Genomic DNA, 25,875 nt, shown 5'->3' on the forward strand with positions numbered 1-25,875 from the left:
GACCTTCTGAAAGCAACGTTCTAACTAATTTTTAAAAAATGGAAACCAACCCACATGATCTGCGCAGCCTGATCCGGCTTGCTTTGCTGGAAGATATTGGTGACGGTGATCACTCTTCTCTCTCTTCAGTACCCGCTGATGCTACCAAAAGGGCCAAATTGCTGGTTAAGCAGGATGGTATTCTGGCGGGCGTAGAAGTTGCGCAAATTATCTTTGAAGAGACCGCCACTATTTTTAAAAATATTTTTTTAAAAATAGATGTGTTACTATTTGATGGTTCCAGCGTCAAAGTAGGAGACGTTGTATTTACGGTAGAAGGAAATGCGCAGCTAATCCTAAGGGCCGAAAGGTTGGTGCTGAATACCATGCAACGCATGAGCGGGATCGCTACTTATGCAAGACAAATGTCATCGTTGATCAGTGATTTGCCTGTAAAGTTGCTGGATACCCGTAAAACAACACCCAATTTCCGCCTGTTTGAAAAATTGGCGGTAAAAATTGGTGGCGCGGTGAATCACCGCATGGGGCTTTACGATATGATTATGTTAAAAGATAATCACGTCGATTATGCAGGCGGCATTGAACCTGCGATTACCAGGGCCAGGAAATATTTAGAAGAAACAGGCAAAAACCTGAAAATTGAAATTGAAACACGTAACCTGGTCGAGGTAGATGAAGTTTTACGGGTTGGCGGCGTGGACATTATCATGATGGACAATTTTTCCCTGGATAATTTGCGTGAGGCTGTGAGAAAGATTGGCGGACGGTTTGAAACGGAGGCTTCCGGCAATATTACTGAAAAGACATTGCGAGCAGTCGCCGTAACGGGCGTCGATGGAATTTCCAGCGGTGCATTGACGCATCAGGCGAGAAGTTTGGATTTAAGTTTAAAAGCCTTCTAACCCTCATCTAAATATCGGAGCGTATGCAGAAATTTGTAAAAATGACATACGCTTCAAATCAGCCATGCGGCTTGGTATCCTGCAAGCTGATCATTCTTTTCTGCGTCTTCCATGTGAAACTATCGCTTGCCCAGGCACCTCCCCGCAAAGAAATAGACATTAACCAATTCATTTCCGACCTTTTTCCGGTTCCGTCGGAGGACAACGATTATTCCGAAATATACGAGTCTCTTTTTCAGCTATATGCAAGTCCGCTCGACCTTAATACCGCGACCCGCGACGAGCTTTCCAATACCTTTATTCTCTCTGAAATCCAGCTGAATTCATTTTTCGTTTACCGTGAAACATTGGGCCCGTTCTTGTCTCTTTATGAATTGCAGGCCATTCCCCATTTTGACCTCCCCAGCATCCAGCGTTTACTTCCTTTTGTGACTGTCAATATTGCCGCCGTTTCCCTGCAACAATCCCTGAAAAATCCCAGTCAGCATTTTTTAATGTTCCGATCAGGGAGAATATTGGAAAAACAGAAGGGTTTCAGTGCATTGGAACCTGGTTCTCACTCCACGACAAGATATGAGGGAACTGCTTTCAATGGTTATCTGCGTTACCGAAATGCCCGTACCAGTTCTTATAGTTTTGGGTTAACGTTGGAAAAGGATGCAGGGGAAAAGTTTTGGAACTGGTTTGGTAAAAGGCAGATCTACGGCATTGATTTTACTTCTTTTCACGCCCAGATTATGAATCGGGGAAAACTTAAAAACCTGATTATTGGTGACTTTCAGATGCAGACTGGCCAGGGAATGATTGTCGGAGCTGGTTTTTCTCTGGGTAAAGGTTCAGAAGTTATCAAGACAACCTATCGCAGTACATTGGGACTCAAACCCTATACCTCTGTGATGGAAGCCAATTTTTTCCGGGGAGTGGCTGCAACTTTTGCACCGATTAAAAGAACAGAGGTAACGTTGTTTCTTTCAATGGTGAAAAGGGATGCGACCCAGGAGCTGTTGCGCGACGATTCAAACGAGAAAATCACTTCTTCACTACCCGTTACGGGTTATCACCGCACGCCAACGGAACGGGAAAAGCACAACATCTTTCCCGAAGAAAATGTTGGCTTTCACATTCTTCACAAGCTTGCAGATCAGAAGGGACAAATTGGCCTGACCACACTTTTCACTACTTATGGGACCATTTTCCGAAAGCGGGATGTTGCTTACAATCGATATGAATTTTCGGGTAAGCAAAATTTGGTTGCTGGTGTACACGGGGATTATCGATGGCAAAATCTCCATTTCCTTGGAGAGGGATCCATTTCAAAAAGCGGCGGGATTGGCGTAATTGGTGGGGTAATTGTAGGAATGGGTAAAAAGCTCGATATCTCATTGCTTTTCAGACATTATGATCGCAATTTTCATACTTTTTATGGCACTTCGTTCAGCGAATCTTCGAGGCCAATTAATGAAACCGGTGCTTATGGAGGATTAAGGTATGCGCCAAGCCGACGCTGGCAATTCAGCAGTTATGTTGATTTTTTCAGGTTTCCGTGGCTAAAATATCAGGTGGATGTCCCTTCGAAAGGCTACGATTATTACCTGCATCTTCTTTGGAAACCCAATAAGCGGCTGAATGCATATATCCTGTTTCACGAGAAACATAAGCAACGAAACGATCCGGAAAGCGACGATGCCGTTGCGCCGCTGGTCACTTCTGTTCGTCGCACTGCCATGGTTAATTTCGAGTATGAGAAGCCACTGCGCTTTTCCGTCCGTACCCGTTTACAGTGCGGCGATTTTAATTACAGAGATATTTCAAAGTCAAAAGGATTGACCATTTTACAGGATATCACCTGGCATTTTTCAAAAATTGAACTTAGTGGGAGAATTGCCTGGTTCAATACCGACAATTACGATAGTCGGCAATATGTTTATGAAAAAGACATGCTTTACGCATTCTCAGTACCTGCTTACTATGACATTGGGACACGACATTATCTGATGACCCGCTATACTCTCTCCAAAAACATGAAAATATGGGTTCGCTGGTCTCAAACACGTTATCGGGATCTTGAAAAGATTAGCTCGGGATTGAATGAGATAAACGGAAGTAAACGCAGTGAAATCAAGATCCAGGCCATGTACCAATTTTGATTTATCAACAAAAAAATATAATAACAAACCCTGCACATTGAATTATTATGACACACCAAAAACTGGAAGCTTTAAAAAAATATTTTGGATACGATTTTTTTCGTCCGCAGCAGGCTGAGATTATTGATACCGTAATGGCAGACAAGGATTGTCTTGTATTGATGCCGACGGGCGGCGGGAAATCCGTTTGCTTTCAGATCCCCGCTATTTTAAGGCCTGGACTTACCGTTGTAATTTCCCCGCTGATCGCCTTGATGAAAGACCAGGTGGAGGCGCTAAGAGGAAATGGGGTTAATGCCGCATTTTTAAATTCTTCCATTTCATCTGCTGAACAGGATCAGATAATCTGGCAAGCCAAGCTGGGTGAATTAAAATTGCTTTATATCGCCCCAGAGCGGCTTTTTTCCGGAAATACCTTTGAATTTTTAAAAGAGTGGAATGTTGGACTTTTCGCTATTGATGAATCGCATTGCATTTCTTCGTGGGGCCACGACTTCCGACCAGAATATCGCCAGCTTAACACATTAAAGCTGCGTTTCCCCGACGTTCCAATCATTGCGTTGACCGCCACCGCAGACCGGGTAACACGCAGGGACATTCTGAAACAACTTCGCATTGAACATTCCGAAACGTTCATTGCCAGCTTCGACCGACCAAATCTTAGTCTGAACGTTTTGCCTGGCCGGAAAAGGCTTCAGCAAATCCAAAGCTTCATTGCCAAACACGAAAACCAGGCGGGAATTATCTATTGTCTAAGCAGGAAGGGAACAGAAGCAGTAGCCGCCAGCCTCCAAAATGCGGGTTACAAAGCCGAATTTTACCATGCAGGCCTGGCATCGGAAAAGCGTTCAAAGGTCCAGGAGAAATTTTTGAAGGATGATATTCAGATCATTGTAGCGACGATTGCATTTGGTATGGGCATCGACAAGTCCAATGTAAGGTGGATTATCCATTACAATTTACCTTCCAATGTCGAAAGTTTTTATCAGGAAATCGGGCGGGCCGGGCGCGACGGTACTCCTTCGGATACGGTTTTGTTTTACAGTTACATGGATATCATTACCCGGCAGGATATGATCAATAATTCAGATCAGTCGGCTGAGCAAAAAGAGCTGCTTCATGCCAAACTCAACCGCATGAAGCAATACGCAGAGGCGGATATTTGCAGGAGAAGGATTTTGCTAAGTTATTTCAATGAGGCTGTAGAAAAAGATTGTGGTAACTGTGATGTTTGCCAAAACCCACGAACCCGGTTCGATGCAACCATCATTGCACAAAAAGCGCTGTCAGGCATCGCCCGCACCGACCAAAAAGTAGCGATGGGAATGCTGATCGATATTCTTCGAGGTAGCCGCAACCGCAATGTGCTTCAATTTGGCTACGACCGGCTTCCAACGTTTGGGGCGGGAATAGAGCTTAGGGGCGAAGAATGGGGCGACTATATAAGCCAATTGCTCAACTCTGGCGTCATGGATATTGCTTATGATGAGGCACATACCTTTAAGCTCAATCCAGTTAGCCGCCAGATCCTGAAAGGTGAACGGAAAGTGGAACTTGTCAAATTTATTCCGCTGAATGAGCGAAAAGCAAAAGAAGAAGAGCTGGTGCCCAAGGAAAAAGCCAAACAGGAAATTATCCGCGACGCTTTGTTTGACCGCCTGCGATTACTGAGAAAACAAATGGCTGATGCAATCGGGATTCCGCCATATATCATCTTCACCGACGCGACACTTTCGGAAATGGCGCAGAAAAAACCGATTAATGAGGTTCAGATGAAAGCAATTTCAGGTATTGCCGATGAGCGGTTTCGGAAATATGGAGAAACATTTATTAAAGAAATTCTGGATTTTGCCCGCGAAAACACCAAACCCGGAACCAGGGTAATCAAGGGAATGACTTTCGTAGAAACGCTCGACCTTTACAAAGAAGGACATTCTGTTAAGGTCATTGCCGAAAAGCGAAATCTCAATGTGGTTACCATTATTTCGCACCTCATCAAACTCAAAGAAGAAGGCAATGATATTGATCTCAAAACCCTGATCGACGATAAGTCTTATAAAACGATTACGTTGGCGGCACAAGAAATGCAAATCACGAAAAACGATCCTTTGAAACCTTTGTTTGAATTACTGAACGAGCAGTTCGATTACGGGCAGATTCGCCTTGCACTTGCTATTTTTGAGGAAAATCGAGAAAGGTCACATTAAACGCTATATTTGTATAATTATATTTGTAATGTAAAAATACGAGGGCATAATATAAGCTCAGACCCCAAATAGGGATAAAAACTGGGGTAAAGTAGGGCGGCTCGTATCGGAAATATTGTAGAATTTGTCCTGAACGGGTTTGGAAATTTGAAAGGAGTAAAGTACAACTTTGTCTTCAAAATTTACGAAATCAGTAAGCCGGTTACTCCTTAACAGGTGGTGGAAGCCGGTATTTACAGCAATAGTTCAGCGTTGTAGTGGAATAGTGAAAAAACGCTCGTTCCGCGTTGTCAGGGCCATTTTTGAATTAAATTATTTTTACAGCCTTACAACGGTCTGGCTTGAAAATTGCTCTTTGTGAAGTAGTTGTCTCAAAGAGAGGGCAAACAACACGCTTTTTTATGAAAAATCATCTTACCCTGGTAGTAGCTTCTTTTTTACTGATATTGTGCGTGCTTGAAAGGCAAGCAAGCGATAAGGCAGTCAAGAATGTGAACGTGGAGAATATGTTCAATTTCCCAAACAAAAATTTTGGCAATGACCAATTAGCCAGTCAAATGGATTTTGGCAGAGAAAAAGACGTTAAATCTTTGTACAATCCGGCGCCGCTCTTTGAACTTACTTCGCTTGATTCTATTTCCAACACTGGTCAGATGAAACTGGTGAAACAGAATTTATTGAATATCGCTTCCGGGAGCAAAATGCTTAACTATTAATAGCATTAGCTGAAAAGTCCCATAATATCTTCCTGACTGAGCTTCTTAATAAATCCGGATTCCCCGCCTACCAAATCTTCCGCCAAGTCCTGTTTACGCTGTTGCAGCAATAGTATCTTTTCTTCAATCGTATCCTTACAAATCATTTTATAGGCAAATACCTTCCGAGTTTGCCCAATACGGTGTGTTCTGTCAATCGCCTGACGCTCCACCGCCGGATTCCACCAGGGATCAATAAGATATACGTAATCCGCCTCCGTAAGATTTAAACCTACCCCACCTGCTTTTAGGCTCATCAAAAATACGCGGCATGTCTTGTCACTTTGGAAGCGATTTACCCGTCCGGCACGATCGACAGTTTGTCCGTCGAGGTATTCGTACGGAATGTTGATTTTTTCCAAATGTTGGCGAATAAGGTCAAGCATCCCCAAAAACTGACTGAAAATGAGGATCTTATGATTCGACGCATTTTCCTCTATTTCACGGGTGATCTCTTCCAGCTTCGCCGATTCATTCCCAAAATCTTCATCGCCCGACAGTATTGCCGGAGAGTCGCATATCTGTCTGAGTTTTAATAGTGCTTCCAGGATCAGAAAGCTGCTTTTATTCAGTCCGTCGGTAGCAAGCTTTTCTGCAATTTCCTGACGATATCTTTCCCTAAAAGTGTCATACACCTTGCGTTGCTTATTGCCCATTTCACAGAACAAAATGGTTTCTGTCTTATCAGGAAGGTCTGATGCCACTTCTTCTTTGGTACGTTTCAGCATAAAAGGATAGACCAGCTTTCTCAATTCGGCTGCCTTCTCCTTATCCTGGTATTTATCAATGGGTGTCGCATATTCCGTGCGGAAAAAATCCGCGTGGCCTAACATGCCAGGGTTCAAAAATTCAAATTGAGAGTACAGATCGAATGTATTGTTCTCCACGGGCGTACCAGTCATCGTCAGACGATTTTTCGCATGCAGCAATCGTGAAGCTTTTGACGTCAAAGAATCCGGATTTTTGATGGCCTGCGCTTCATCCAGGACAATGTAATTGAAATTAAAGAGTCGCAACAGCTCCACATCGCTGCGCATCGTCCCGTAAGTGGTGAGGATAATGTCATATTCTTTAAAAAAATCGATATCCTTTCTCCTTGCCATTCCCCGATGCACAAATAACTTAAGATCAGGCGTAAATTTAGCTGCCTCAGCCTGCCAGTTGAAAATCAATGTGGTAGGTACCACAACCAAATTGGTGTTTGCGGGATCCATATTTTTCTGCTGCTGCAAAAAAGTAAGCATTTGCAGCGTTTTCCCTAACCCCATATCATCCGCCAGACATCCTCCCCAGCCGAACTCATCCAGGAAGTGAATCCATTTATATCCCTCCTCCTGGTACTGCCTCAAAGTAGCATTGACATTGCCGGGAAGTGGAACATCAGGTATTTGCTTGAAATTGAGCAGTTTCTGTTTCTTTTCCGACAACTCCCGAAACACCTCTTCGTTGTCAATTTCCGAAACCAGTTCATCAATTAACGAGAAGTGAATTTTGGATAGCATGATTTTATCAGCATTTACCCGACCAAACTGCAACAGTGGTTCCAATTTACTGATCCACTCATCCGGCAGCACGCCTAATGAACCATCAGAAAGCTGAACATAATTTTGCTTTTTAAGTAATGCCTTCTTGGCATCAGCAAGCGAAACAACCTGGTCTCCAAAGGTGATTTCTACTTTCATGTCAAACCAATCGATACCAGAAGAGGCGGTCACTTTTACAGTACCTCGATTGGGATTGAAGCGCATTTTTTTCAGGTCCTTAAACCCAAGCAGATCATAATGTTTTTTGCGGGCCGCTTCCACAAAATTGAAAAGCCAGCCTTCTTTCATCACGTGATCAAATGGGATATAGAAAAACGGCTGACCGGATTGCTGAATGAAACTAGGATGCAACGACTTAATCCAATCCCAAACCTCACTTTCAGCAGATAAATCCCTTTCCAGCAACGTGATCTGGTTGTTTTCAAAACTGGTTTTCGAACGCCGCTTGTCATGCAGAAATTCCACTTCGCCTGTTTCGCTGTCCTGCGATTGGTAGATATAAGCGGGGACAATTAGCAGATTGGCATCATCCTCTTTCAGATAAATTTTAGGCTTTTTAAAAGTTAGCTGTCCTGAACTTATCTGGTGCCTGGTTTGGAACAGCACATCAAATTGCTCTGTAACTGGAATAATCCAATCGGCCAGAAAGCTTTCAGCGAATTCCTTCTTAACCCTTACCTTATATCCGTTCTGGCTTAAATAGGCGACCATTTCAGCTTCGCTTATCCCAGCCCAGCGGAATAGCAATTTTTCATTGTAGATACCCAGCCAGAAGCTGTCAAAAGAAACAACTTTTTGCAGTTCCAGCGGTGTGCCGGCTTTCAGCTCCACATAGGGATTCAGGGTAATAAATTCTTTGTCCTCAGTAAGTACGAAAAACAATTTAACCGGTTCTCGATGCAGTTCCAGCTGGATAAGCTGATTATTACTCGTCACATAATCTCCTTCCGCCAGATACAATCTATCGGCATCAAGATCATTAAAGACCCGATTAAGCTGTTTTCCAACGTAATTTCTAGCCTCATAACGCTGCTCGGCGCCCACATCGTCGAAATGCAGATAAGCATTGTAAGCCCATCCCTGTTTGCGTATGAATTTTTGAAGCCCTTCTTCCCAATGCTTTGCCAACCGGACCAGCCTGGCGTCCGACTCACTTAAGACAGGGATTTCATCCGGTGAATAATAGTGACTTGACCCTCCGGCTATATTCCGGATATTGGTCAATTTGTCCGATTTGGCGCTGTATTTTACAGAAAACACGCCAAAGCCCATGTCAAGTAAGTGGTTCTTACCTTTTGGCCAGAAAACAAATATCGATATCCGATCCTCATCGTCCTGCCCATTTTCAGCAGGAGAAATGTTGAAGGTAACGTTTTGAGCAGGTAAAATTCTGTTTCTCAACGCTCGCCAATCCTGGTAAGCGCCAATTTTTTGAAGGGTTGGATCCAGTTTGAGCAACAGCAATCCACCTTCTTCATCTAACCGAAAATCAAATTTATCTTTAAACTGATCCAGAAGAGAATAACCGTATTCTGCAAGCAGATTATTTTTTTCTGCGGTCAGGTCCCGCATTACCTCGAATGCTTTTTCTCCAAGCTCCTCGCGAAGTTTTAGAAATGCCGCCAGCTTATGTTCACACAAAGGGACCCACAGCTTTTGGTCACAATCGCAGGAAGTATGAATTTGTCTTGTATTCTTAACTCTTTTGAATGCCACCTGATAGCCTTTCCCGCCATCGGTTACAACGCATGCCGCCTCTCCTTCTTTGGCTGATACAATTTCCACCTTTTCTATGGACGTCCTGTTTTTCCAGGTATCATCCAAGACAAGGCTTCTCAGTTGAAATTCCTTAAGTTCGGGGAGATCGACAACAGTGCTGTTCATGTCATAAACAACCTGCTTGATGGTCGGCATTTTATCCAGAATGTACAAAATTGCCGCGACACGGTGCTTACAAAGGCCGTTCTTATCGGGACATGAACATTCTGTAATGATTTGCGGGGTAAGGAAATCCCGGATGTAAATCTGATAAAACTGAATTGAGTAGTCGCTCTTGACCTTAAATTCGGCATTACCGGGACCATTATATTCCAATTTGGAAACTTTTAAGCCGCCACTGCTATAAATGGAACGCCCTCTTGACAATACGTCCTTATCTGCCCGCCTTATTAAGAAGTTGGATAATTTCTCCTTCTTTTCGTTTTCCATTTACCACGCTGCCGTTTAAAATGCAAAAGTACGGTATGTTTCTCTTTTATAGAAACGCACGAGGAAGATATGGTCACTCAAAAAAATCTTATCGGATGTAGGGCTGTTCAATGACACCGATGTGGACAAAAGTGAACAACTGTTCACAAAAATCTTCTATCTGTCTTCCAATGTTTGGATAGAGTACTTTTCCATTCAATGCATCTATCGGAAGCCATACTATTTCCAAAGCGGTCGTGTGAGCCGGATTTAAGGCGGGTGTGCCAAAAATTTTAGTTTCAAAAACAACATGAAAAGTTTCTTTTTGAATCTCTTTCCATATCACCTCACCACAGATTATCATTTCATTAACATCAGTTATTACACCCAATTCTTCATCAAGTTCACGTTTGAGCGCCTCATGTAGACACTCTCCTGCATCTGGATTTCCACCCGGAAGTGCATAAACATCTTTGTCCCCATAATTATATCGCAAGGTTAAAATCCGATCACGTTTTATGATCAGGGCCGAAGGGCGAACATTCATGTTACACGAGTCAGGTTAGTGGATTTTTTACTCAGCCTTATTCCTGCAAAACCGTCTTTTCGATGAGCAGCATGAAAATGTGGATGACTTTGATATGAATTTCCTGAATTCTGTCCGCGTAGCCGAAATGTGGGACACAAATTTCAACATCTGCTAGTCCAGCAAGCTTTCCACCATCCTTGCCCGACATAATCACAACCTTCATGCCTTTGGATTTTGCAGCCTCGACCGCATTGATAATGTTAGCAGAGTTTCCACTGGTGCTTAATCCTAATAAAACGTCTCCCGGTTGACCAAGTGCTTCCAGATATCTTGAAAACACAAATTCGTAGCCAAAATCATTGCTTACGCAGCTTAAATGGCTGACATCTGAAATTGCTATCGCAGGTAATGCACGTCGGTTATCCCGGTACCTGCCTGTCAATTCCTCTGCAAAATGCATGGCATCGCAATGTGATCCGCCGTTTCCGCAGGAAAGTATTTTTCCATTCTGCAGGATCGCATCTGACATAAGCCGGGCTGCCTTTTCTATTTTTTCAATTTGTGTAGGGTCATTCAGAAAATGGTCCAGAACGCTTTGTGCTTCCTTCAACTCCTGACTGATAATGTCCTGGTAACTCATATTGGTTATTTTTTTAATCTAATACTAAATTTCGCGGCCGTTTGACCAATATACATAAATGTTGTTAATCAGGCCTTGATCGCTTTAAGTACATGTGTTTTCTTGCCAGGGCCTCTGTGTCTTTGAACTACAAAGCCTGCTGCTCTTAGCGCTCTTTTTACAATCCCCTTGGAAGAGTATGTTACCAATACGCCACCGGTGCACGTTTGGGCTGCAATTTTCCCAAATATTTCTGCTGTCCATAATTCTGGCTGCGCGCGCGGATCAAACGCATCATAAAAAATCACATCGAATAATGTTTCCGATGTGAAGTTTTGAAGCTGGGTATCTTCCTTTCGAAAGGAAAAGTAAGGTGAAATTTGATTCTGTGTTGACCAAGGGATTTCGTGAAGTTTCATGAAACCGGTCTCATTCAGCAATGACTGGTAATTTAATTTTAATGCATCTTCCAGACTCACCGGGAATGCTTCAACAGAGGTGTAATAAACTGGTTTTTCCAACTTGTCAGCCAATTTCCAGGCTAAAAAGGCATTAAGGCCTGTTCCAAAACCCATTTCAAAAACCTGGATTGTAACATTTGCATTTTCAAGGATTGGTCGTAAACCTAGATTGATATAAATGTGCTCTGCCTCGTTGAGAGCACCGTGAAGCGAATGGTATTGTTGATTGAATTGTGAACTGAACAAAGAATGCGAGCCGTCTTCAGTTACGATAAGGCGTTCCAAATAAACCAGATTTTAGTTTGGCTTAAATGTAATTAAATCATTCTTCGCAGTGTAACCTGGGTAAAGAAAATATCCCCTTTGCGTTTGACAAGTAAGTCAATGTTCTTGCCGTCGCCGCGTTGCAGCAGCTTATAGATTTCACTTACATTCAATTCCGAAGCCGAGTGGTCGTCTATAAATAATAACTGGTCACCTTCCATCAGGCCTGCACGCGAAGCCGGTGAGTCGTCGGAAATATGATTTACAAAATAAGTATGCAGGTCCCTGCCTTCCGCCCTGATTTCCATCCCGCTCATATCGTGTTCGAATTTTTCACGCATACGGCTTTTGATGGGTTTCAGGACCATATAACTTTCCTGATAATTCATGGTAACCTTAAACCTGCGCAGCAATTCGCATCCAATGTTTCCCTGCCGCTCGGTGCCAGCCCGCAGCTTGGAGCCAAATGACAGGCTATCCGGAAAAGATGCCACAATATTATCCATCTCAAATCTGCCCAGTCTGAGTCTGTCAATACGGCCTAGATTTCCATTAATAACGCCATTTAACCCACGGCCCAATTGCGCCCTGATCACTTTTTCAGGTAAACGGAAAGATTCTTTCGGGGTATTATTTAAAAGCAATGCATGACCCGCACCCGTATCAATCAAAACCCGGATGGGGTGTTCTCTGCCGTCGGCAAAAAGCGTAACTGCATCCGTAAACGGTTTGGTGTCTTCAATGATCAATGGATGTTTGTCACCTTTGCTGGTTTTGTAACGGTACCTTTCATTACGCATCAAAATGAGTTCTTTTTTAGAAAAATCGATGGTAACAACAAAATTGTTGAAGATCTCATAACCAAAAATTCCGTGTACGGGCACGCCCACATACTCAGAAAGGCGAAGAAAATCCTCTTCAAGCACCACGATATTCTGGTGATTAGCTTTCAGTCGGCCCATCGAAAAGCGATTATCAATGGCTACATGTGCTGAAATAGATTTCCCTTCACCAGCACCCGTCAGACTGACTTTTCTGGTCAGACGAAGCTTGTCCGGTTTTAAAATATTGGGATCTGTTATAATAATTGAACTTACTCCTGTGTCGAGGATAAAGCGAAGTGAATCAGTATCATTGATTTTCGCGTAGAGTAAAATCAGATTTGAATGCAGTTCAAAAGGGATGCGTGCGGTTTTATGGTTTTTATCCAAAAAGTAACCGTATCTCTCTTCAGAAACGGGTGGAATGTCTTCTGTTTTAGCTAATGAAGTGTTACTTATAAAAAGTATGATCGCTAAAAATAACCACTTAGACGTTTTCATCGTGGCCTCCTTTCTTTAAATTCTAAATGTCAAATTAATATGTTAACAACACTAAAACACACTGGCTATAAATGGCTTAACTCTGTCTTTATATCTTTTGTGTACACCTAAGTATCAAATTCCGCCCAATCGGTTAATAAAGTAAAATTAATGCATTTTACCTCAATAAAACACAAATAAATCTTTATAAGTACAAACTTTCTGATATTAAAGTTATCATTTATGTAAAATCATGCAAATGATGAAATTAAGTTAATTTTGTTGCGTAAAAAGACATTTTTTCACAATAAAAATTTTCTCATGCGAAAAAAAATTGTTGCCGGTAACTGGAAGATGAACAAACTTCTGGATGAGGCAGTTGCGCTTACTTCTGAACTGGTAAATATGGCCAAAGATGAGGTTCAAAACGATACAAAAGTTATACTTTGCCCCCCTTCCATTTACCTTACCACCATCAAAAATTACATAGAAAACAGCCCTAATTTTTCGTTGGCTGCCCAAAATTGCTCTGATAAAGTTTCAGGCGCTTTTACTGGTGAAATTTCTGCGCAAATGTTGCAAGCTGTCGGTGTAGAATATGTACTGATCGGCCACAGCGAGCGTCGGCAGTATTTTAATGAAACGAATGCACTGCTTGCAGAGAAAGTTAATACGGCCCTGGCAAATGGCGTATCCCCTATTTTTTGCTGCGGAGAATCGCTGGACCAGCGGCAGAATGAAGACTATATTGGCTTTGTCAAAAATCAGATTACCGAAAGTTTATTCCATTTATCTAAGGATCAATTGTTATCGGTAGTGATTGCATATGAGCCCATTTGGGCAATTGGAACGGGCCTTACTGCAAGCGCCGAACAAGCTCAGGAAATGCACGCTGCATTACGCCAGCATTTTGCGTCCAAATACGGCGCCGACGTTGCGGATGAGATTTCTATTTTATACGGTGGAAGTGTTACTGCTGCAAGTGCTGCCGAATTATTCGCTTCACCGGATATCGACGGCGGTCTGGTAGGTGGAGCTTCCTTGAAATCCAGGGAGTTTACAAATATTATTAAGGCGAGATAATGCATTGTCATTGATGGTCATGGGTAGTCATATGTTGTCATGATTATGGTATCAATCCAATAGTTCACAACGAATGACAATCCCTGACTATTCTCAACAATTAATGACCATCTCTGACCATCAATGACCTTTGTGCATTCCCTGACCATTCCTACACCTGCGTGACGACAAATTCAACCCTACGATTTTTCTTGCGGTCGTCCCCTTTTGCAATTGGCCGGGTTGCGCCATATCCTTTGGCTTCGATCCGATTGGAATTAATGCCTTTTTCAACCAGATAATTTTTAACTGCTTCAGCGCGCTTTTTAGACAATTCAAGGTTTTTATCAAAATCCCCAACATTATCGGTATGGCCTTCCACCCTGATTCCAATCCCAGGACTTTCAAGCATCATCTTGACTAAGCGATTCAGTTCGTCGTACGATTCCGGCAAAAGTGTGAATTGTGATGTTTCGAAATAGATATTTGGGAGCGTAATGGTTTCGCCCACTGCGAGCGGGGTAAGGTAAAAATCCTGATCAAAAGATCCTTTTTCGGACGAATCAGCTGGGGTAACGCTCAATGTAGCCCCGTAATAACCTTTTGCAATAACACTGAAATTGTACTTTTCAGACAGATCGAGGCCTATTTTATACTTGCCCGAGGAAGATTTAATTTGTAAAGAATCGCCTTTTTCGAGATAGGAGATCTGGGCAGGAACTGGACTCTTAGTCTTGGCATTATAAACCGTTCCTTTGATCACAGCCATCGTTCCGTCCTGTTTAGCGTTGGATTGAGGTATTTCTGCAACTGACTCCTGCACTTCTTTTTGCACAGGCTCTTCTGCTTTTGCAGTTGTTTTGGGTGTTTTTACTGGTTGCTTTTTAGGCGGGTTTTTAATGTGAATGCCATAAAAATTCCATGATTGAGACCCTTGAGAACTACGGCCTTCGTAAAAATCAAATTCTTCAATACCAGGGGTTAGCCTTTCAAAATAAGCTACAAAATCGACGGTTTCTCCAGCATTCACTTCCTTTTTAGTGGCTGTCGGAATATTCTCTGCTTTGATCAGCTTAAACTTCTTTTCAACTTCTCCCGGCTTATATAATCTGGTTTCAGGATCAAGCCAGATCTGATTGCCTGTTGATTTTTGTTGTTTTTGATCCGGGCCCTGAGGAAAGGGGAAGGGAAATTGCTTTGGAAGATTCTGACTTGCCCGTGTTTCTATAAACTGCAAATGAATGATCGTATAACGATCATTCAATTCGACGCGCTTGATCTTCACGTAAGGTTGCGACTGTTCGTCTACCTTCGGGTTTTCAGTAATTTGCCCAAAACTAACATTGAAGGAAAGTAAAATGGCACCGCAAAATGCCGTAAGCAATTTAAAAGTCATGACCTTAAACTGTTAATTTTTTATAAATAACTGCAAAAACGCGTGAACATTCCTGATAGTTTGTTAAAAATTGTTAAAGAAGGTAACCTACTGATTTACAGAGATAAACTCGGACCAGAAACCCGGGTCATAGCGTTCCCAGGCATGGCATGCGAATGGTAGCTGGTGATTAGTGAGCTCATAGATAGCTGCCGGGCTTTTCTCAAAAGAAAATTGCAATGCCTCCTGCCAGCCTGGAAGTTTTAGAAACATTTTCATGGGAATCAACCGCGTTGCTTCTTGCGAAAACAACATATCTTCATTCCCTTTCCAAGCTGGGTAAAAAGCATTGAAAATTTTCAGGTAACGTATAAATGCAGGCACGTTCCGCAGAGATAGGCCTCCATTGAGGACATATCGACGATTGGACAATGCATTTGCAAAAACCTCTTTTGATTCGGCAGGCAACGCATCAAACGCTGTTTGGTGAAAGGAAGGCGCCCCTACATAGTCATATCCTTTTTGACACCAATGTAGCAGTTCATCCCTGAAAACGTATGCATCCAATTGGTAAAGCAGAATGTATTGATAAGTTGAAAACGTTCTGTAAAAATCAATGGAAATTAGGAGTTTATTATAGGTGTCAATGCTTTTGAAGTGAGCATCATCCATTGAAAGCAATGCAATAGAAGGATATTTACCGGTAATGAAATCTAACTTAAGGCTTTTTGGCTTTACCACTATCACTGGGTATGCCCCTAACACGCGCATGCATTGCCTCAGCGAAATTTCTTCATTTTTGGTCAGGTGGGATTGGTATATGGGTATCACCACAGCCACTGACGAATTTCCTCCTATATCTTTCACATTGAGCTGATTAATTATTCAAGAAGATCCCCAATTGCTGGCAGCCACCAATCTTTGCTGCTGAACCGGTAATAGCCTCTTACCAAATTACTTATAACCGGATTTAATCGTCGAAGCCGGTTTACAGGAAGCGATGCTCTGTGGTAGAAGTGCTTTTGAGATAAATACAGCTTGATCAGCTTTTCCCTGGGCACGAAGGGAATGGATCTTAATAGCAGATACATCTCATTCAACTTATTGGCCTTTTCTTTTAGCGGCACCAACTTCATCTCACGGTCGCGCACAAACCGATCTTTTAGCTGGACTTTATCAATTTTATTCCCAAAACCTACCTGCTGAGTTGAATGCATCCGGTAATAAATTAGCGTTTCAGGAATGAAGTCTATCTTGTTTTGAAGGCTTAGAACCATCGCAATCCATGCATCATGAATTAAATCTTGCACATGTGTGGGGAATGGGTACAGCCTTTCCAGACAAGATTTTCTGAGGGCCATGGTGGCACCGGTAACTACAAAACCAGTGAAAAGAATCTCATACGGCTTTCCGTTTTTCCATTTGGCCTGTTCGCGCTTGTCAAAGTTGATTTCCTGCCAGATCGTGCGTCCGGTAGGTTCAGAAAAGTCATCCATCATCAACGCATCCGTAAAAATCGCGTCTGTATCGGTATGGGATCGGAGATAGTCAACTTGTTTTTGAACCCTGTCTTCACGCCATCTGTCGTCCTGATCGGTTAGTAAAATGATATCTCCCTGGCATAGCGACATACATTTCTCAAAATTTTTGGTCGAACCCAGATTTTGCTCGTTGATATAAATACGGACCGGAAAATTGCTTGTAGCTGCAAAAGATTCGATGATTGCAATGGTATTATCCTTTGACTTATCGTCGCAAACCACCAACTCATCCACTGAAACTGTCTGATCAGCAATGCTCTTCAACTGTTCGGGCAAGTATTTGGCCCCGTTGTAAGTGCACATGGCTACTGAAACCATAATGTGGATTTAAATTTTACAAAATCGCAATTTAACACCAACCCCACCGGTTTCGCAAACGTGCGGGTGATTTTCGGAGAGAATCGTTGCCTTTTATGACCTATCAGGCTACATTGCAGATTCCCGAAATTCAGAATAAAGTTACCAAATGCATTTGAATGGCCTTACCAGATCTACTTAAGAAGGCGATTGTCCAGATGCCTGTTAAAGAAAAGGATAAATTACTCCTCAGGCTAATTACCAGGGACAAAACGCTTGCAGACAGGCTTCAATTCGAGCTGATTGAGGAGAGCTCTACCATACCGGAACGCAGGGAAGATCTCATGGCGAACATTGTCCGGACTTCGACATTTAACCAAAATACACCTGGCTGGATTTTGATGGACATGCGCAATCTCAGCGGCGATATTGCCTATCATGTCAAAGTAACCAAAGACAAAATCGGGGGATTAGAACTTAACCTTTTCCTACTCAATACTTTTATGGATAAGTATCCCAATATCCTGAAAACCTATTCGTCACGCGCCGATACCTGCGCGCTGTACATTGCCAAGAAAGCTCACGTGATACTGAATGGTCTTGAAAAACTGGATGAAGATTATCGGGTAGATTACATCAAGGATACGAACCGGATGCTGGTGTCGGTTTACACATTGTGTTCTAAAGTGTACGCCCGCCAGCTTGATCTTCCGCAGCAAATCGATAGTTAAATGCAAGAATTGGCGCGCTATTTTACCCCTTGAAGCGCCAAACTAAATAACTTAACTTTTGGTTTCTATAAAGATCGGTACATTGCCAACTTCTGCCGAATATCCACTTGAATTTCTTCTATGATGCATTTAGCTGTACCTCGGATTGAGGCTTCCCAATTCGATGATCTGGATCCAAGAAAATACATTCTGATCAAAGGTGCCCGGGTTAATAATCTTAAAAATATTGATGTAGCAATTCCCCGCAATAAACTGGTTGTGATTACCGGACTTTCGGGTTCAGGTAAGTCATCATTGGCTTTCGATACACTGTTTGCCGAAGGGCAACGCATGTATGTGGAAAGTTTGAGCAGTTATGCCAGGCAATTCCTCGGCAGGATGGAGAAGCCGGAAGTTGAGTACATTAAAGGCATTTCTCCTGCCATTGCGATTGAACAGAAAGTTAATACGCGTAATCCGCGCTCAACAGTAGGTACTTCCACGGAAATTTATGATTACCTCAAATTACTTTTTGCACGCATTGGACATACTTTTTCACCTGTTTCAGGGGATCTGGTTAAAAAAGATTCGGTAACGGATGTTGTAAATTATATGCTCGCGTTTGACGAAGGAACGCGGGTAATGATACTGGCTCCGTTATTGGTTCGAGAGGGACGCTCTCAGCAGGAAGAGCTTACCATTTTGCTCTCGAAAGGCTACAACCGGATCATGCTGAATGAGGAAGTTGTTTCGATAGAAGACATTTTGGAACGGCCGGACGACTTTTCACAGTCAGGTAATCAGATTTTTATACTAATAGATCGCGCCGGAATCAAGCATGATGACGAGGATACGCAGTACCGTTTATCCGATTCTGTACAAACTGCTTTCTTTGAAGGAGAAGGAATCTGCATTGTTCAGGTTGTTGATATTGAAAAAAGGATTTTCTCCGACAAATTCGAATTGGACGGGATCATATTTGAGGAGCCTAGCGTCAATCTTTTCAGTTTCAATAATCCTTACGGAGCTTGCAAACGCTGTGAAGGTTTTGGTAAAATTCTGGGGATTGATCCCGATCTGGTTATTCCGGATAAAAGTCTTTCCGTGTATGAAGGTGCAATTGCTCCCTGGCGTACCGAGAAAATGAATGACTGGCTTGTCCCGCTCGTTCGGAATGGCGTTAAGTTCGACTTTCCAATTCACAGACCATATAAAGACCTTACAACAGAGCAAAAAGAATTACTCTGGACTGGGAATCAATATTTTCAAGGAATCAATGCTTTTATTGCCGAGCTTGAAACGCAAACTTATAAAATCCAATACCGGGTTATGCTATCCCGTTTTCGAGGTCGTACCACCTGTCCGGATTGCCGTGGTTCGCGTTTGAGGAAAGATGCTTCTTTTGTCAAAATTGGCGGTGCCTCTATTACTGATCTTGTTTTAAAGCCGATTGAAGATGTGTCTGTATTTTTCAAAAATCTGGAATTAGGTGAACACGACCGCCAGATCGCCAGACGGGTACATACTGAAATAGAAACACGGCTGGACTATATGAACAGGGTTGGTCTTGGTTACCTTACTTTAAACAGATTAACCAGCACATTATCCGGCGGAGAATTCCAGCGTATTAAACTCGCCACTTCATTGGGAAGTGCTTTGGTAGGTTCGATGTACATACTCGATGAGCCCAGCATTGGTCTTCACCCAAGAGATACCCAGCGCCTGGTAGGCGTTTTGGAGTCGCTTCGTGATCTTGGAAATACGGTTATCGTTGTGGAACATGAGGAAGAAGTCATGCACGCAGCCGACCAGATCATTGATATCGGCCCCGAGGCTGGTACGGGCGGCGGTCATGTAGTTTTTCAGGGTAACCAGGAGGACATTGCTAATTTGAAAGACAATGGTGCAGATCGGAATGATGAGCTTGAAGCCAAATCGCACACATTAGATTTTCTATTAGGTAATGATTCGATTGAGGTGCCCAAAGTAAGAAGGAAGTCGCTCCATCATCTTGAAATCAAAGGGGCGAGAGAGAATAACCTCAAAGAGCTGGATGTTAAAATCCCTCTCAATAACCTGACCGTGGTGACAGGAGTAAGCGGCTCGGGGAAATCAACATTGATCCGAAAAATACTTTATCCCGCCCTAATGCGTCTGAAAGGCGAATTCAGTGAAGAAGTTGGAAGGTTTGACGAGTTAACTGGAAGCGTCGACAGAATTGAAGCAGTTGAAATGATCGACCAAAATCCAATAGGTAAATCTTCGCGTTCTAATCCGGTTACTTACATTAAAGCATACGATTATATCCGGCAAATGATGGCAGATCTGCCACTTTCAAAGGCGAGAGGCTATAAACCTTCCCACTTTTCATTCAATGTTGATGGGGGTCGCTGTGAAATTTGTCAGGGCGAAGGTCAGGTTAAAATTGAAATGCAGTTCATGGCCGACATTTACCTTAAATGTGAAGGCTGCAATGGAAAACGATTTAAGCAGGAGATTCAGGAAGTCAGGTATCAGGAAAAGGATGTTGCGGAAATATTGGATTTGACTGTGGATGAAGCGATTGAGTTTTTCAGGGAAAACGAGCCAAAATTGGCAGATAAGTTAATTCCATTGCAGGAGGTTGGGCTTGGATATGTGGGGCTTGGGCAATCATCGAACACGCTTTCCGGCGGGGAAGCGCAGCGTGTGAAACTTGCATCATTCCTCGGAAAAGGTTCTTCCAACAAAGGGAAAATGCTCTTCATCTTTGATGAACCAACTACCGGATTACACTTTCATGATATCAAAAAGCTATTGAAAGCCATCAATGCATTGGTAGAGCAAGGGGATAGTGTGATCATTATTGAGCATAATATGGAAGTTATCAAAAGTGCGGACTGGATTATCGATCTTGGCCCCGAGGGCGGCGAAAAAGGAGGCTATCTTACATTTGCCGGAATTCCTGAGGACATGGTGAAGATTGAAGGCAATTATACTGCGGACTTTTTGAAGGATAAGATTTGATTTCGAAAAAAGTCACTTATATTTGTGACATAGTTCACTTATAGCTTTGGTTATGGCTTTGAAAATGTTTCAGGAGGATTTTGTTCAATATGGCTCAAAACCTTCATTAGGCTTTAATGTAATTCAAACATCCAGAGAAGGTGTTTTGCGCTCCGTTGCCGATGACGTTTCGAAACTTGTGGGACTTACTGACAATGAGATTGCTTACGTCCTGGGCATGACGCCCAGAAATCTTCACCGGATACTACCCGAAAAGAAACTAGGTACAGAGGCTTCTGAGAGATTATTACTGCTTCGGAATATCCTGATTCACGCATTGGATACCTTTGAAGGAAGAGGCAATACAGTGCGCCACTGGCTGAGAACGCCAATGCGTGAGCTGAATGATCAATCTCCTTTGCAATTAATGGATACCATAACTGGCTTCGGGCTGGTAGATGACGTTTTGGGACGTCTGGATTATGGTCTTCCTGCCTAGCCGATTCATTATGCCAATGGTTTACAGGATTATTAGTGAAAAATTTCATATTCAACCATTTTCTACAGAAGGCAGCCGATTGTATGGCGCCCGGTGGAACCCCAAAGGAACCGGCGTTCTGTATACTACCTCTACTCCGGAATTGGGCCTTGTAGAAACACTGGCGCACGCGCCCGGGATACGTTATGAGGATTTGCCAACCTATTGGCTCGCCTCCATCCAAATTCCGGACGATATCCGCTACTTTTCCAGAGAGGAAATGCCTGATTACTGGCAGGATAAGACCTACGAACGAACCCAGCAATGGCTTAAAGACTGGCTTTCAAAACCCGACAAACTTGCTGTCGCAATTCCTTCTGTAATTGTGCCTTTTTCTCAAAACATTATCCTTCACCCGCGTCACCCGCTTTTTCCTGAAATAGCACTCAGAGCGCAGGAAAGAATTCCTATTGATCCAAGATTATGGCGGGTCAAATAGCCCAAATCCATTTGGACGCAGTATTTGTGCTGAGTAAAGAAAATCGACAATAGACTTATTGAAGCTTAAACCAATATCCAAATCCAATGAAGTTATACAAAACTGAAAATGGCATTATTCTTGAAAATGATGACATTTTCTATCGTTTGCATGAAAATGATTGGGATCTTGCCGTAAACCGCGATAACCTTTTTGAGTGGCTTGAAATACAAATCGAAAGCTTAATTCCACTTACATTTACCGAGGATATTCCAATGCCTGAAATTCTGGCGCCGATCGGGTCGCAGGAGGTGTGGGCTTCGGGGGTAACTTATTTTAGAAGCCGCACCGCCCGAATGGAAGAATCTGAAAAAGCCGGTGGAGGAAATTTTTATGATAGGGTTTATGAAGCCGAACGTCCCGAACTTTTCTTCAAATCAACAGCATGGCGGGTGGTTGGCAACCACGGTACAGTACGCATTCGCAGGGATTCGACCTGGGATGTTCCCGAGCCGGAACTAACACTTTTCGCATCTTCTTCGGGAATTTTGGTTGGTTACACAATTGGTAATGATATGAGCTCACGCAGTATTGAGGGAGAAAATCCGCTCTACTTGCCGCAGGCAAAATCTTACACCGGCAGCGCCGCATTGGGTCCTTGTCTGTATGTTCCCGAATATCCGCTTGTTGATGAAACCGCTATCGATTTGACGATTATCCGTGGCGCCGAAGAGATCTTTAATGGTCAGGTAACATTGTCGCAAATGAAACGAAAACCTGAAGAATTGCTGCACTATCTTTTCAGAGAAATGTCGTTTCCGCAGGGATGTTATCTGATGACGGGCACCGGCATAATCCCTCCATCGGATTTTACGCTCCGGAAAGATGATATCGTCCACATTACCATCGAACCCATAGGTACGTTGACGAACACAGTGGGTTAAACAAAAAAAGCTGCAAGAGTTGATCTTGCAGCTTTTCAAATATGGATAAAGTATCGTTTACGAATTATGCAATTGAGGTGATCCGATGAAAGCATAAACGACACAGCGTACGATAGTTACCAGTTTTGCTACTACCGATTCGTCGTTATCTTCGTTTTTTTCACTACCAAAAAAGGAAGCCGGACCTTCTTCTAAAACTCTTTGATTCAATGTTACCGCATTTGACATTTGATTGGTCAAATGTGTGTTAATAAAAGAGGCCTTTACCTGTACAACCTGTTTTGTTGGCTTAGCAGAAGGTTTTGATTTTTTGCTCGCAATCTTTTCAACAACACACTCTTTGCCAGCTTGAAGCTTTCTGTGAGCTACAAACATATTGTGGGCATATCCTGTTGCCCCAGCCTCAAGGCTGAAAAGCGTTAGTATTAATAGGAGAAATTTTATCTTTTTCATGGCTTATGTTTTTCAGTCGTTCGGAAACCGGGGTTGAAATCGCTTTAACTAATTGACTCTGCAAATATAAATATTTTACTAGGTAGTTTGCAATACATAGTACCTTGTTTTTAACAAAATTTGTGAAATTTTTTCACAGACCTGTTTTAGGCGGCAAATATGTATTGGTTAACAGATGTAAAGTTAATATAAAAGGTTGCACCTCCGGAATCAAAAGAGATGAACCGACGCTTTTCACGGCTGAAACGTAGCTGCCGACGGATAAAATGAAAAATGCCGGAGATTGACATCCCCGGCATTTCAGTAATGATTATCCTTTCAATTATTTTTCCCTGAAGAAAATAGTAATTGGTGCTCCCGAGAAATCGAAGTTTTCCCTGATCCTGTTTTCTAGATACCTTAAATAAGGTTCTTTGACATGTTTTGGATTACTGCTAAAAAACACAAATGTAGGTGAAGGCGTTGGCAGCTGGATCATATACTTAATGTTTATATACTTCCCTCTGTGCGCCGGCGGCGGATATTTCTCAATTTCAGCCTGCATCACTTCATTGAACTTCGAAGTCGTGATTTTCTTGGTTTTGTTTTGATAAACTTCCATTGCCTTCTCCATTACCTGAAGAATGCGTTGCTTTTCTACCACCGATGCAAAAATGATCGGCATGTAGTTCATTGGCGCAAGCTTTTCTAAAAGTGCTTTCTTATAAGTATCTGCGGTTTTGGAATCCTTTTCAACAAGGTCCCATTTGTTAACCATGATCACAATACCTTTTTTTGCTTTATCTGCCTGCCCAATGATGTTCATATCCTGTCCTTCAAGGCCCAATGTTGCGTCCAGCAGGATGATACAAACGTCCGATTCTTCCATTGCTTTCACCGAACGCAATGTCGAATAAAACTCAATATCTTCTTTTACACGTGATTTTCTCCTGATACCCGCAGTGTCGGTAAGAATAAACTCCATTCCGAAAGCATTATAATGGGTATGTATTGCATCCCGGGTGGTGCCCGCAATATCGGTCACAATGCTTCGGTCTGTTCCTGTTAATACATTCAGAAATGATGATTTTCCCACATTTGGCCTACCCATGATGGCAATACGGGGAATGCCTTCCTCCGGGTTTTCTATACCCGACGTTTCAAAATGCGTAATCACCTTATCTAGTAATTCCCCTGTGCCAAAACCCGTTTGTGAAGAGATTGCGAAGATTTCATCACCTAACCCCAACTCATAAAATTCTGCTGCGGATTGATATCGTTCGGTGGTTTCAGCTTTATTAGCCACCAGATAAACGGGCTTGTCAAACCGCCTGAGCACATTCGCAAAATCCTTATCCAGATCTGTAAGACCTGTCATCGTATCAACCATAAATAAAACAACCGTCGACTCCTCAATCGCCAACTCAACCTGCTCACGAATTGCTCCTTCAAAAATATCGTCAGAGCCCACTACATAACCGCCTGTATCTATAATTGTGAAATACTGGTCTGTCCATTCTCCATAACCATAATGTCTGTCTCTTGTAACTCCACTCTGGTTATCCATAATAGCCTTGCGGCTTTCAGTCAGTCTGTTAAATAATGTGGATTTGCCCACATTAGGCCGACCGACTATTGATACTATATTTGCCATTTTAATTTTATTAATTGTGGTCCAAACGACTGATTTACAGCCGTTTTTCAATCTTGATCATTTACTCTATTCCTGGTACCCAAGCTGGCGCAATTTGTTTTCCTTACTTCTCCAGTCCGGCTCTACCTTAACATGCTGTTCAAGAAAAACCTTCTTACCAAAGAATTCTTCCAAATCCAACCTGGCCTGCGTACCTACTTTCTTTAACATTTCTCCCTTTTCACCTATAATGATCCCTTTCTGACTTTTTCGTTCGACCAAGATTTCTGCCCGGATCACAATCATGTCGTCACGCTCTTTGAATTCCGTGATCATTACCTCGGAGCTGTATGGAATTTCCTGGCGGTAATTCAGGAAAATCTTCTCACGGATTATTTCGGAAGCAAAGAAACGCTCGGGTTTGTCGGTAAGTTCATCTTCATCAAAGTAGGGTGGATGAAATGGAAGTCTTGTGATTACCCCGTCAAAAAGCGTAGCAATGTTCGCCTGTTCCAATGCTGAAATCGGAATTATAGCAGCCGGGTGGATTTCATTTTCCCATTCTGCCATCTTCGCAGTCACTTCCTCATCACTAGAAAGGTCAATTTTATTAAGCACCAATATAATGGGTGAATCGGTACGCTTTAATAATGGCAGCACTTCGTGTTCGGCTGCTTTTTCACCTACTTCTGTCACGAACAAAACAACGTCCGCATCCTCCAATGATCCCTTTACAAAAGTCATCATCGAATCATGCAGCTTATATGCCGGCTTGATCACGCCCGGAGTATCAGAATATACGAGTTGAAACGGGATATCTTCGTGCTTTCCGTTCAGGATGCCCAGGATCCGATGTCTGGTGGTCTGCGCTTTTGAGGTAATGATTGACATTCTTTCCCCTACAAGCACATTCATCAATGTTGATTTGCCAACATTGGGCTTACCGATTATACTGACAAAACCGGCACGATGATTGCGAAATGGTGGATTTGATTCCGGTTGTTCTTCCATAATTTTGCAAAAG

General features: G+C 42.7%; 21 protein-coding genes. 10 read left to right on the forward strand and 11 right to left on the reverse strand.

Translation table 11 applies throughout. The features are described from left to right. Nucleotides 1-38 precede the first annotated feature (38 nt). The 4 genes from nadC to FHS68_RS25510 all read left to right on the forward strand — a co-directional run bounded on the left by nadC (nucleotide 39) and on the right by FHS68_RS25510 (nucleotide 5,972). Nucleotides 39-902, forward strand: a complete 864-nt coding sequence (gene nadC / locus FHS68_RS25495) for a carboxylating nicotinate-nucleotide diphosphorylase (protein ID WP_167276874.1) — start codon at nucleotides 39-41, stop codon at nucleotides 900-902. A gap of 23 nt (nucleotides 903-925) precedes the next feature. Next, the gene (locus tag FHS68_RS25500) at nucleotides 926-3,049 is read left to right on the forward strand and encodes a ComEA family DNA-binding protein (protein ID WP_167276877.1); all 2,124 of its coding nucleotides are present in this window, start codon (nucleotides 926-928) and stop codon (nucleotides 3,047-3,049) included. A 47-nt stretch (nucleotides 3,050-3,096) separates the two neighbouring features. Continuing rightward, complete coding sequence (gene recQ, locus FHS68_RS25505) at nucleotides 3,097-5,256, forward strand: DNA helicase RecQ (RefSeq protein WP_167276880.1); 2,160 nt, start codon at nucleotides 3,097-3,099, stop codon at nucleotides 5,254-5,256. Between the two features lie 401 nt (nucleotides 5,257-5,657). Further along, nucleotides 5,658-5,972 (forward strand): hypothetical protein, encoded by a 315-nt coding sequence (locus FHS68_RS25510; protein ID WP_167276882.1) that lies wholly within the window; start codon nucleotides 5,658-5,660, stop codon nucleotides 5,970-5,972. A gap of 5 nt (nucleotides 5,973-5,977) precedes the next feature. Here the strand turns inward: FHS68_RS25510 and FHS68_RS25515 are convergent, their stop codons facing one another. The 5 genes from FHS68_RS25515 to FHS68_RS25535 form a co-directional block, all read right to left on the reverse strand. After that, entirely contained in the window at nucleotides 5,978-9,763 is a 3,786-nt protein-coding gene (locus FHS68_RS25515; protein WP_167276885.1) for a DEAD/DEAH box helicase, read from the reverse strand. Between the two features lie 88 nt (nucleotides 9,764-9,851). Beyond that, nucleotides 9,852-10,289 (reverse strand): NUDIX domain-containing protein, encoded by a 438-nt coding sequence (locus FHS68_RS25520; RefSeq protein ID WP_167276887.1) that lies wholly within the window; start codon nucleotides 10,287-10,289, stop codon nucleotides 9,852-9,854. Nucleotides 10,290-10,326: 37 nt separating this feature from the next. After that, a complete protein-coding gene (gene lpcA, locus FHS68_RS25525; RefSeq protein ID WP_167276890.1) occupies nucleotides 10,327-10,911 on the reverse strand; it encodes a D-sedoheptulose 7-phosphate isomerase in 585 nt (194 codons plus the stop codon). 68 nt (nucleotides 10,912-10,979) lie between these two features. Further along, entirely contained in the window at nucleotides 10,980-11,636 is a 657-nt protein-coding gene (gene mnmC2 / locus FHS68_RS25530; protein WP_167276893.1) for a tRNA (5-methylaminomethyl-2-thiouridine)(34)-methyltransferase MnmC2, read from the reverse strand. A gap of 32 nt (nucleotides 11,637-11,668) precedes the next feature. Beyond that, the gene (locus FHS68_RS25535; protein WP_167276895.1) at nucleotides 11,669-12,937 is read right to left on the reverse strand and encodes an aspartyl protease family protein; all 1,269 of its coding nucleotides are present in this window, start codon (nucleotides 12,935-12,937) and stop codon (nucleotides 11,669-11,671) included. A gap of 300 nt (nucleotides 12,938-13,237) precedes the next feature. Between FHS68_RS25535 and tpiA the strand changes: the two genes are divergently transcribed. Further along, nucleotides 13,238-13,999 carry a triose-phosphate isomerase gene (gene tpiA / locus FHS68_RS25540; RefSeq protein ID WP_167276898.1) on the forward strand — a complete coding sequence of 254 codons (762 nt, stop codon included), beginning with the start codon at nucleotides 13,238-13,240 and terminating at the stop codon, nucleotides 13,997-13,999. A 151-nt stretch (nucleotides 14,000-14,150) separates the two neighbouring features. Here tpiA and FHS68_RS25545 read toward each other — a convergent pair whose 3' ends face one another. From FHS68_RS25545 to FHS68_RS25555, 3 genes are all read right to left on the reverse strand, one after another. Continuing rightward, the gene (locus FHS68_RS25545) at nucleotides 14,151-15,374 is read right to left on the reverse strand and encodes an OmpA family protein (protein ID WP_167276901.1); all 1,224 of its coding nucleotides are present in this window, start codon (nucleotides 15,372-15,374) and stop codon (nucleotides 14,151-14,153) included. An 87-nt stretch (nucleotides 15,375-15,461) separates the two neighbouring features. Further along, complete coding sequence (locus FHS68_RS25550; RefSeq protein WP_310588647.1) at nucleotides 15,462-16,220, reverse strand: DUF5672 family protein; 759 nt, start codon at nucleotides 16,218-16,220, stop codon at nucleotides 15,462-15,464. A 14-nt stretch (nucleotides 16,221-16,234) separates the two neighbouring features. Continuing rightward, on the reverse strand, nucleotides 16,235-17,212 hold the full coding sequence (locus tag FHS68_RS25555; protein ID WP_167276904.1) for a glycosyltransferase family 2 protein: 978 nt from the start codon (nucleotides 17,210-17,212) through the stop codon (nucleotides 16,235-16,237). 158 nt (nucleotides 17,213-17,370) lie between these two features. Between FHS68_RS25555 and FHS68_RS25560 the strand changes: the two genes are divergently transcribed. The 5 genes from FHS68_RS25560 to FHS68_RS25580 all read left to right on the forward strand — a co-directional run bounded on the left by FHS68_RS25560 (nucleotide 17,371) and on the right by FHS68_RS25580 (nucleotide 22,786). Further along, the gene (locus tag FHS68_RS25560) at nucleotides 17,371-17,922 is read left to right on the forward strand and encodes a hypothetical protein (protein WP_167276907.1); all 552 of its coding nucleotides are present in this window, start codon (nucleotides 17,371-17,373) and stop codon (nucleotides 17,920-17,922) included. Nucleotides 17,923-18,042: 120 nt separating this feature from the next. Continuing rightward, nucleotides 18,043-20,907, forward strand: a complete 2,865-nt coding sequence (gene uvrA / locus FHS68_RS25565) for an excinuclease ABC subunit UvrA (RefSeq protein ID WP_167276908.1) — start codon at nucleotides 18,043-18,045, stop codon at nucleotides 20,905-20,907. 52 nt (nucleotides 20,908-20,959) lie between these two features. Next, nucleotides 20,960-21,385 (forward strand): Xre family toxin-antitoxin system antitoxin, encoded by a 426-nt coding sequence (locus tag FHS68_RS25570; RefSeq protein WP_167276911.1) that lies wholly within the window; start codon nucleotides 20,960-20,962, stop codon nucleotides 21,383-21,385. Nucleotides 21,386-21,401: 16 nt separating this feature from the next. After that, on the forward strand, nucleotides 21,402-21,863 hold the full coding sequence (locus tag FHS68_RS25575) for an RES family NAD+ phosphorylase (protein WP_229212061.1): 462 nt from the start codon (nucleotides 21,402-21,404) through the stop codon (nucleotides 21,861-21,863). Between the two features lie 86 nt (nucleotides 21,864-21,949). After that, a complete protein-coding gene (locus FHS68_RS25580) occupies nucleotides 21,950-22,786 on the forward strand; it encodes a fumarylacetoacetate hydrolase family protein (RefSeq protein ID WP_167276918.1) in 837 nt (278 codons plus the stop codon). Between the two features lie 57 nt (nucleotides 22,787-22,843). Here the strand turns inward: FHS68_RS25580 and FHS68_RS25585 are convergent, their stop codons facing one another. The 3 genes from FHS68_RS25585 to era all read right to left on the reverse strand — a co-directional run bounded on the left by FHS68_RS25585 (nucleotide 22,844) and on the right by era (nucleotide 25,862). Next, nucleotides 22,844-23,239, reverse strand: coding sequence for a hypothetical protein (locus FHS68_RS25585; RefSeq protein ID WP_167276921.1), 396 nt, complete (start codon nucleotides 23,237-23,239; stop codon nucleotides 22,844-22,846). Nucleotides 23,240-23,561: 322 nt separating this feature from the next. Then, nucleotides 23,562-24,872 (reverse strand): ribosome biogenesis GTPase Der, encoded by a 1,311-nt coding sequence (gene der / locus FHS68_RS25590; RefSeq protein ID WP_167276923.1) that lies wholly within the window; start codon nucleotides 24,870-24,872, stop codon nucleotides 23,562-23,564. A gap of 66 nt (nucleotides 24,873-24,938) precedes the next feature. After that, nucleotides 24,939-25,862, reverse strand: coding sequence for a GTPase Era (gene era, locus FHS68_RS25595; RefSeq protein ID WP_167277046.1), 924 nt, complete (start codon nucleotides 25,860-25,862; stop codon nucleotides 24,939-24,941). Nucleotides 25,863-25,875 lie beyond the last annotated feature (13 nt).

The sequence above is a fragment of the Dyadobacter arcticus genome (genome assembly GCF_011762185.1).
In the GTDB taxonomy this organism is placed as follows: Bacteria; Bacteroidota; Bacteroidia; order Cytophagales; family Spirosomataceae; genus Dyadobacter; species Dyadobacter arcticus.

Bases quoted from the DNA above. Each gene is read 5' to 3' on its own strand.
- nadC (WP_167276874.1), top strand. From the start codon at position 39: ATGGAAACCAACCCACATGATCTGCGCAGCCTGATCCGGCTTGCTTTG.
- FHS68_RS25500 (WP_167276877.1), top strand. From the start codon at position 926: ATGCAGAAATTTGTAAAAATGACATACGCTTCAAATCAGCCATGCGGC.
- recQ (WP_167276880.1), top strand. From the start codon at position 3,097: ATGACACACCAAAAACTGGAAGCTTTAAAAAAATATTTTGGATACGAT.
- FHS68_RS25510 (WP_167276882.1), top strand. From the start codon at position 5,658: ATGAAAAATCATCTTACCCTGGTAGTAGCTTCTTTTTTACTGATATTG.
- FHS68_RS25515 (WP_167276885.1), bottom strand. From the start codon at position 9,763: ATGGAAAACGAAAAGAAGGAGAAATTATCCAACTTCTTAATAAGGCGG.
- FHS68_RS25520 (WP_167276887.1), bottom strand. From the start codon at position 10,289: ATGAATGTTCGCCCTTCGGCCCTGATCATAAAACGTGATCGGATTTTA.
- lpcA (WP_167276890.1), bottom strand. From the start codon at position 10,911: ATGAGTTACCAGGACATTATCAGTCAGGAGTTGAAGGAAGCACAAAGC.
- FHS68_RS25535 (WP_167276895.1), bottom strand. From the start codon at position 12,937: ATGAAAACGTCTAAGTGGTTATTTTTAGCGATCATACTTTTTATAAGT.
- tpiA (WP_167276898.1), top strand. From the start codon at position 13,238: ATGCGAAAAAAAATTGTTGCCGGTAACTGGAAGATGAACAAACTTCTG.
- FHS68_RS25545 (WP_167276901.1), bottom strand. From the start codon at position 15,374: ATGACTTTTAAATTGCTTACGGCATTTTGCGGTGCCATTTTACTTTCC.
- FHS68_RS25555 (WP_167276904.1), bottom strand. From the start codon at position 17,212: ATGGTTTCAGTAGCCATGTGCACTTACAACGGGGCCAAATACTTGCCC.
- FHS68_RS25560 (WP_167276907.1), top strand. From the start codon at position 17,371: ATGGCCTTACCAGATCTACTTAAGAAGGCGATTGTCCAGATGCCTGTT.
- uvrA (WP_167276908.1), top strand. From the start codon at position 18,043: ATGATGCATTTAGCTGTACCTCGGATTGAGGCTTCCCAATTCGATGAT.
- FHS68_RS25570 (WP_167276911.1), top strand. From the start codon at position 20,960: ATGGCTTTGAAAATGTTTCAGGAGGATTTTGTTCAATATGGCTCAAAA.
- FHS68_RS25575 (WP_229212061.1), top strand. From the start codon at position 21,402: ATGGTTTACAGGATTATTAGTGAAAAATTTCATATTCAACCATTTTCT.
- FHS68_RS25580 (WP_167276918.1), top strand. From the start codon at position 21,950: ATGAAGTTATACAAAACTGAAAATGGCATTATTCTTGAAAATGATGAC.
- FHS68_RS25585 (WP_167276921.1), bottom strand. From the start codon at position 23,239: ATGAAAAAGATAAAATTTCTCCTATTAATACTAACGCTTTTCAGCCTT.
- der (WP_167276923.1), bottom strand. From the start codon at position 24,872: ATGGCAAATATAGTATCAATAGTCGGTCGGCCTAATGTGGGCAAATCC.
- era (WP_167277046.1), bottom strand. From the start codon at position 25,862: ATGGAAGAACAACCGGAATCAAATCCACCATTTCGCAATCATCGTGCC.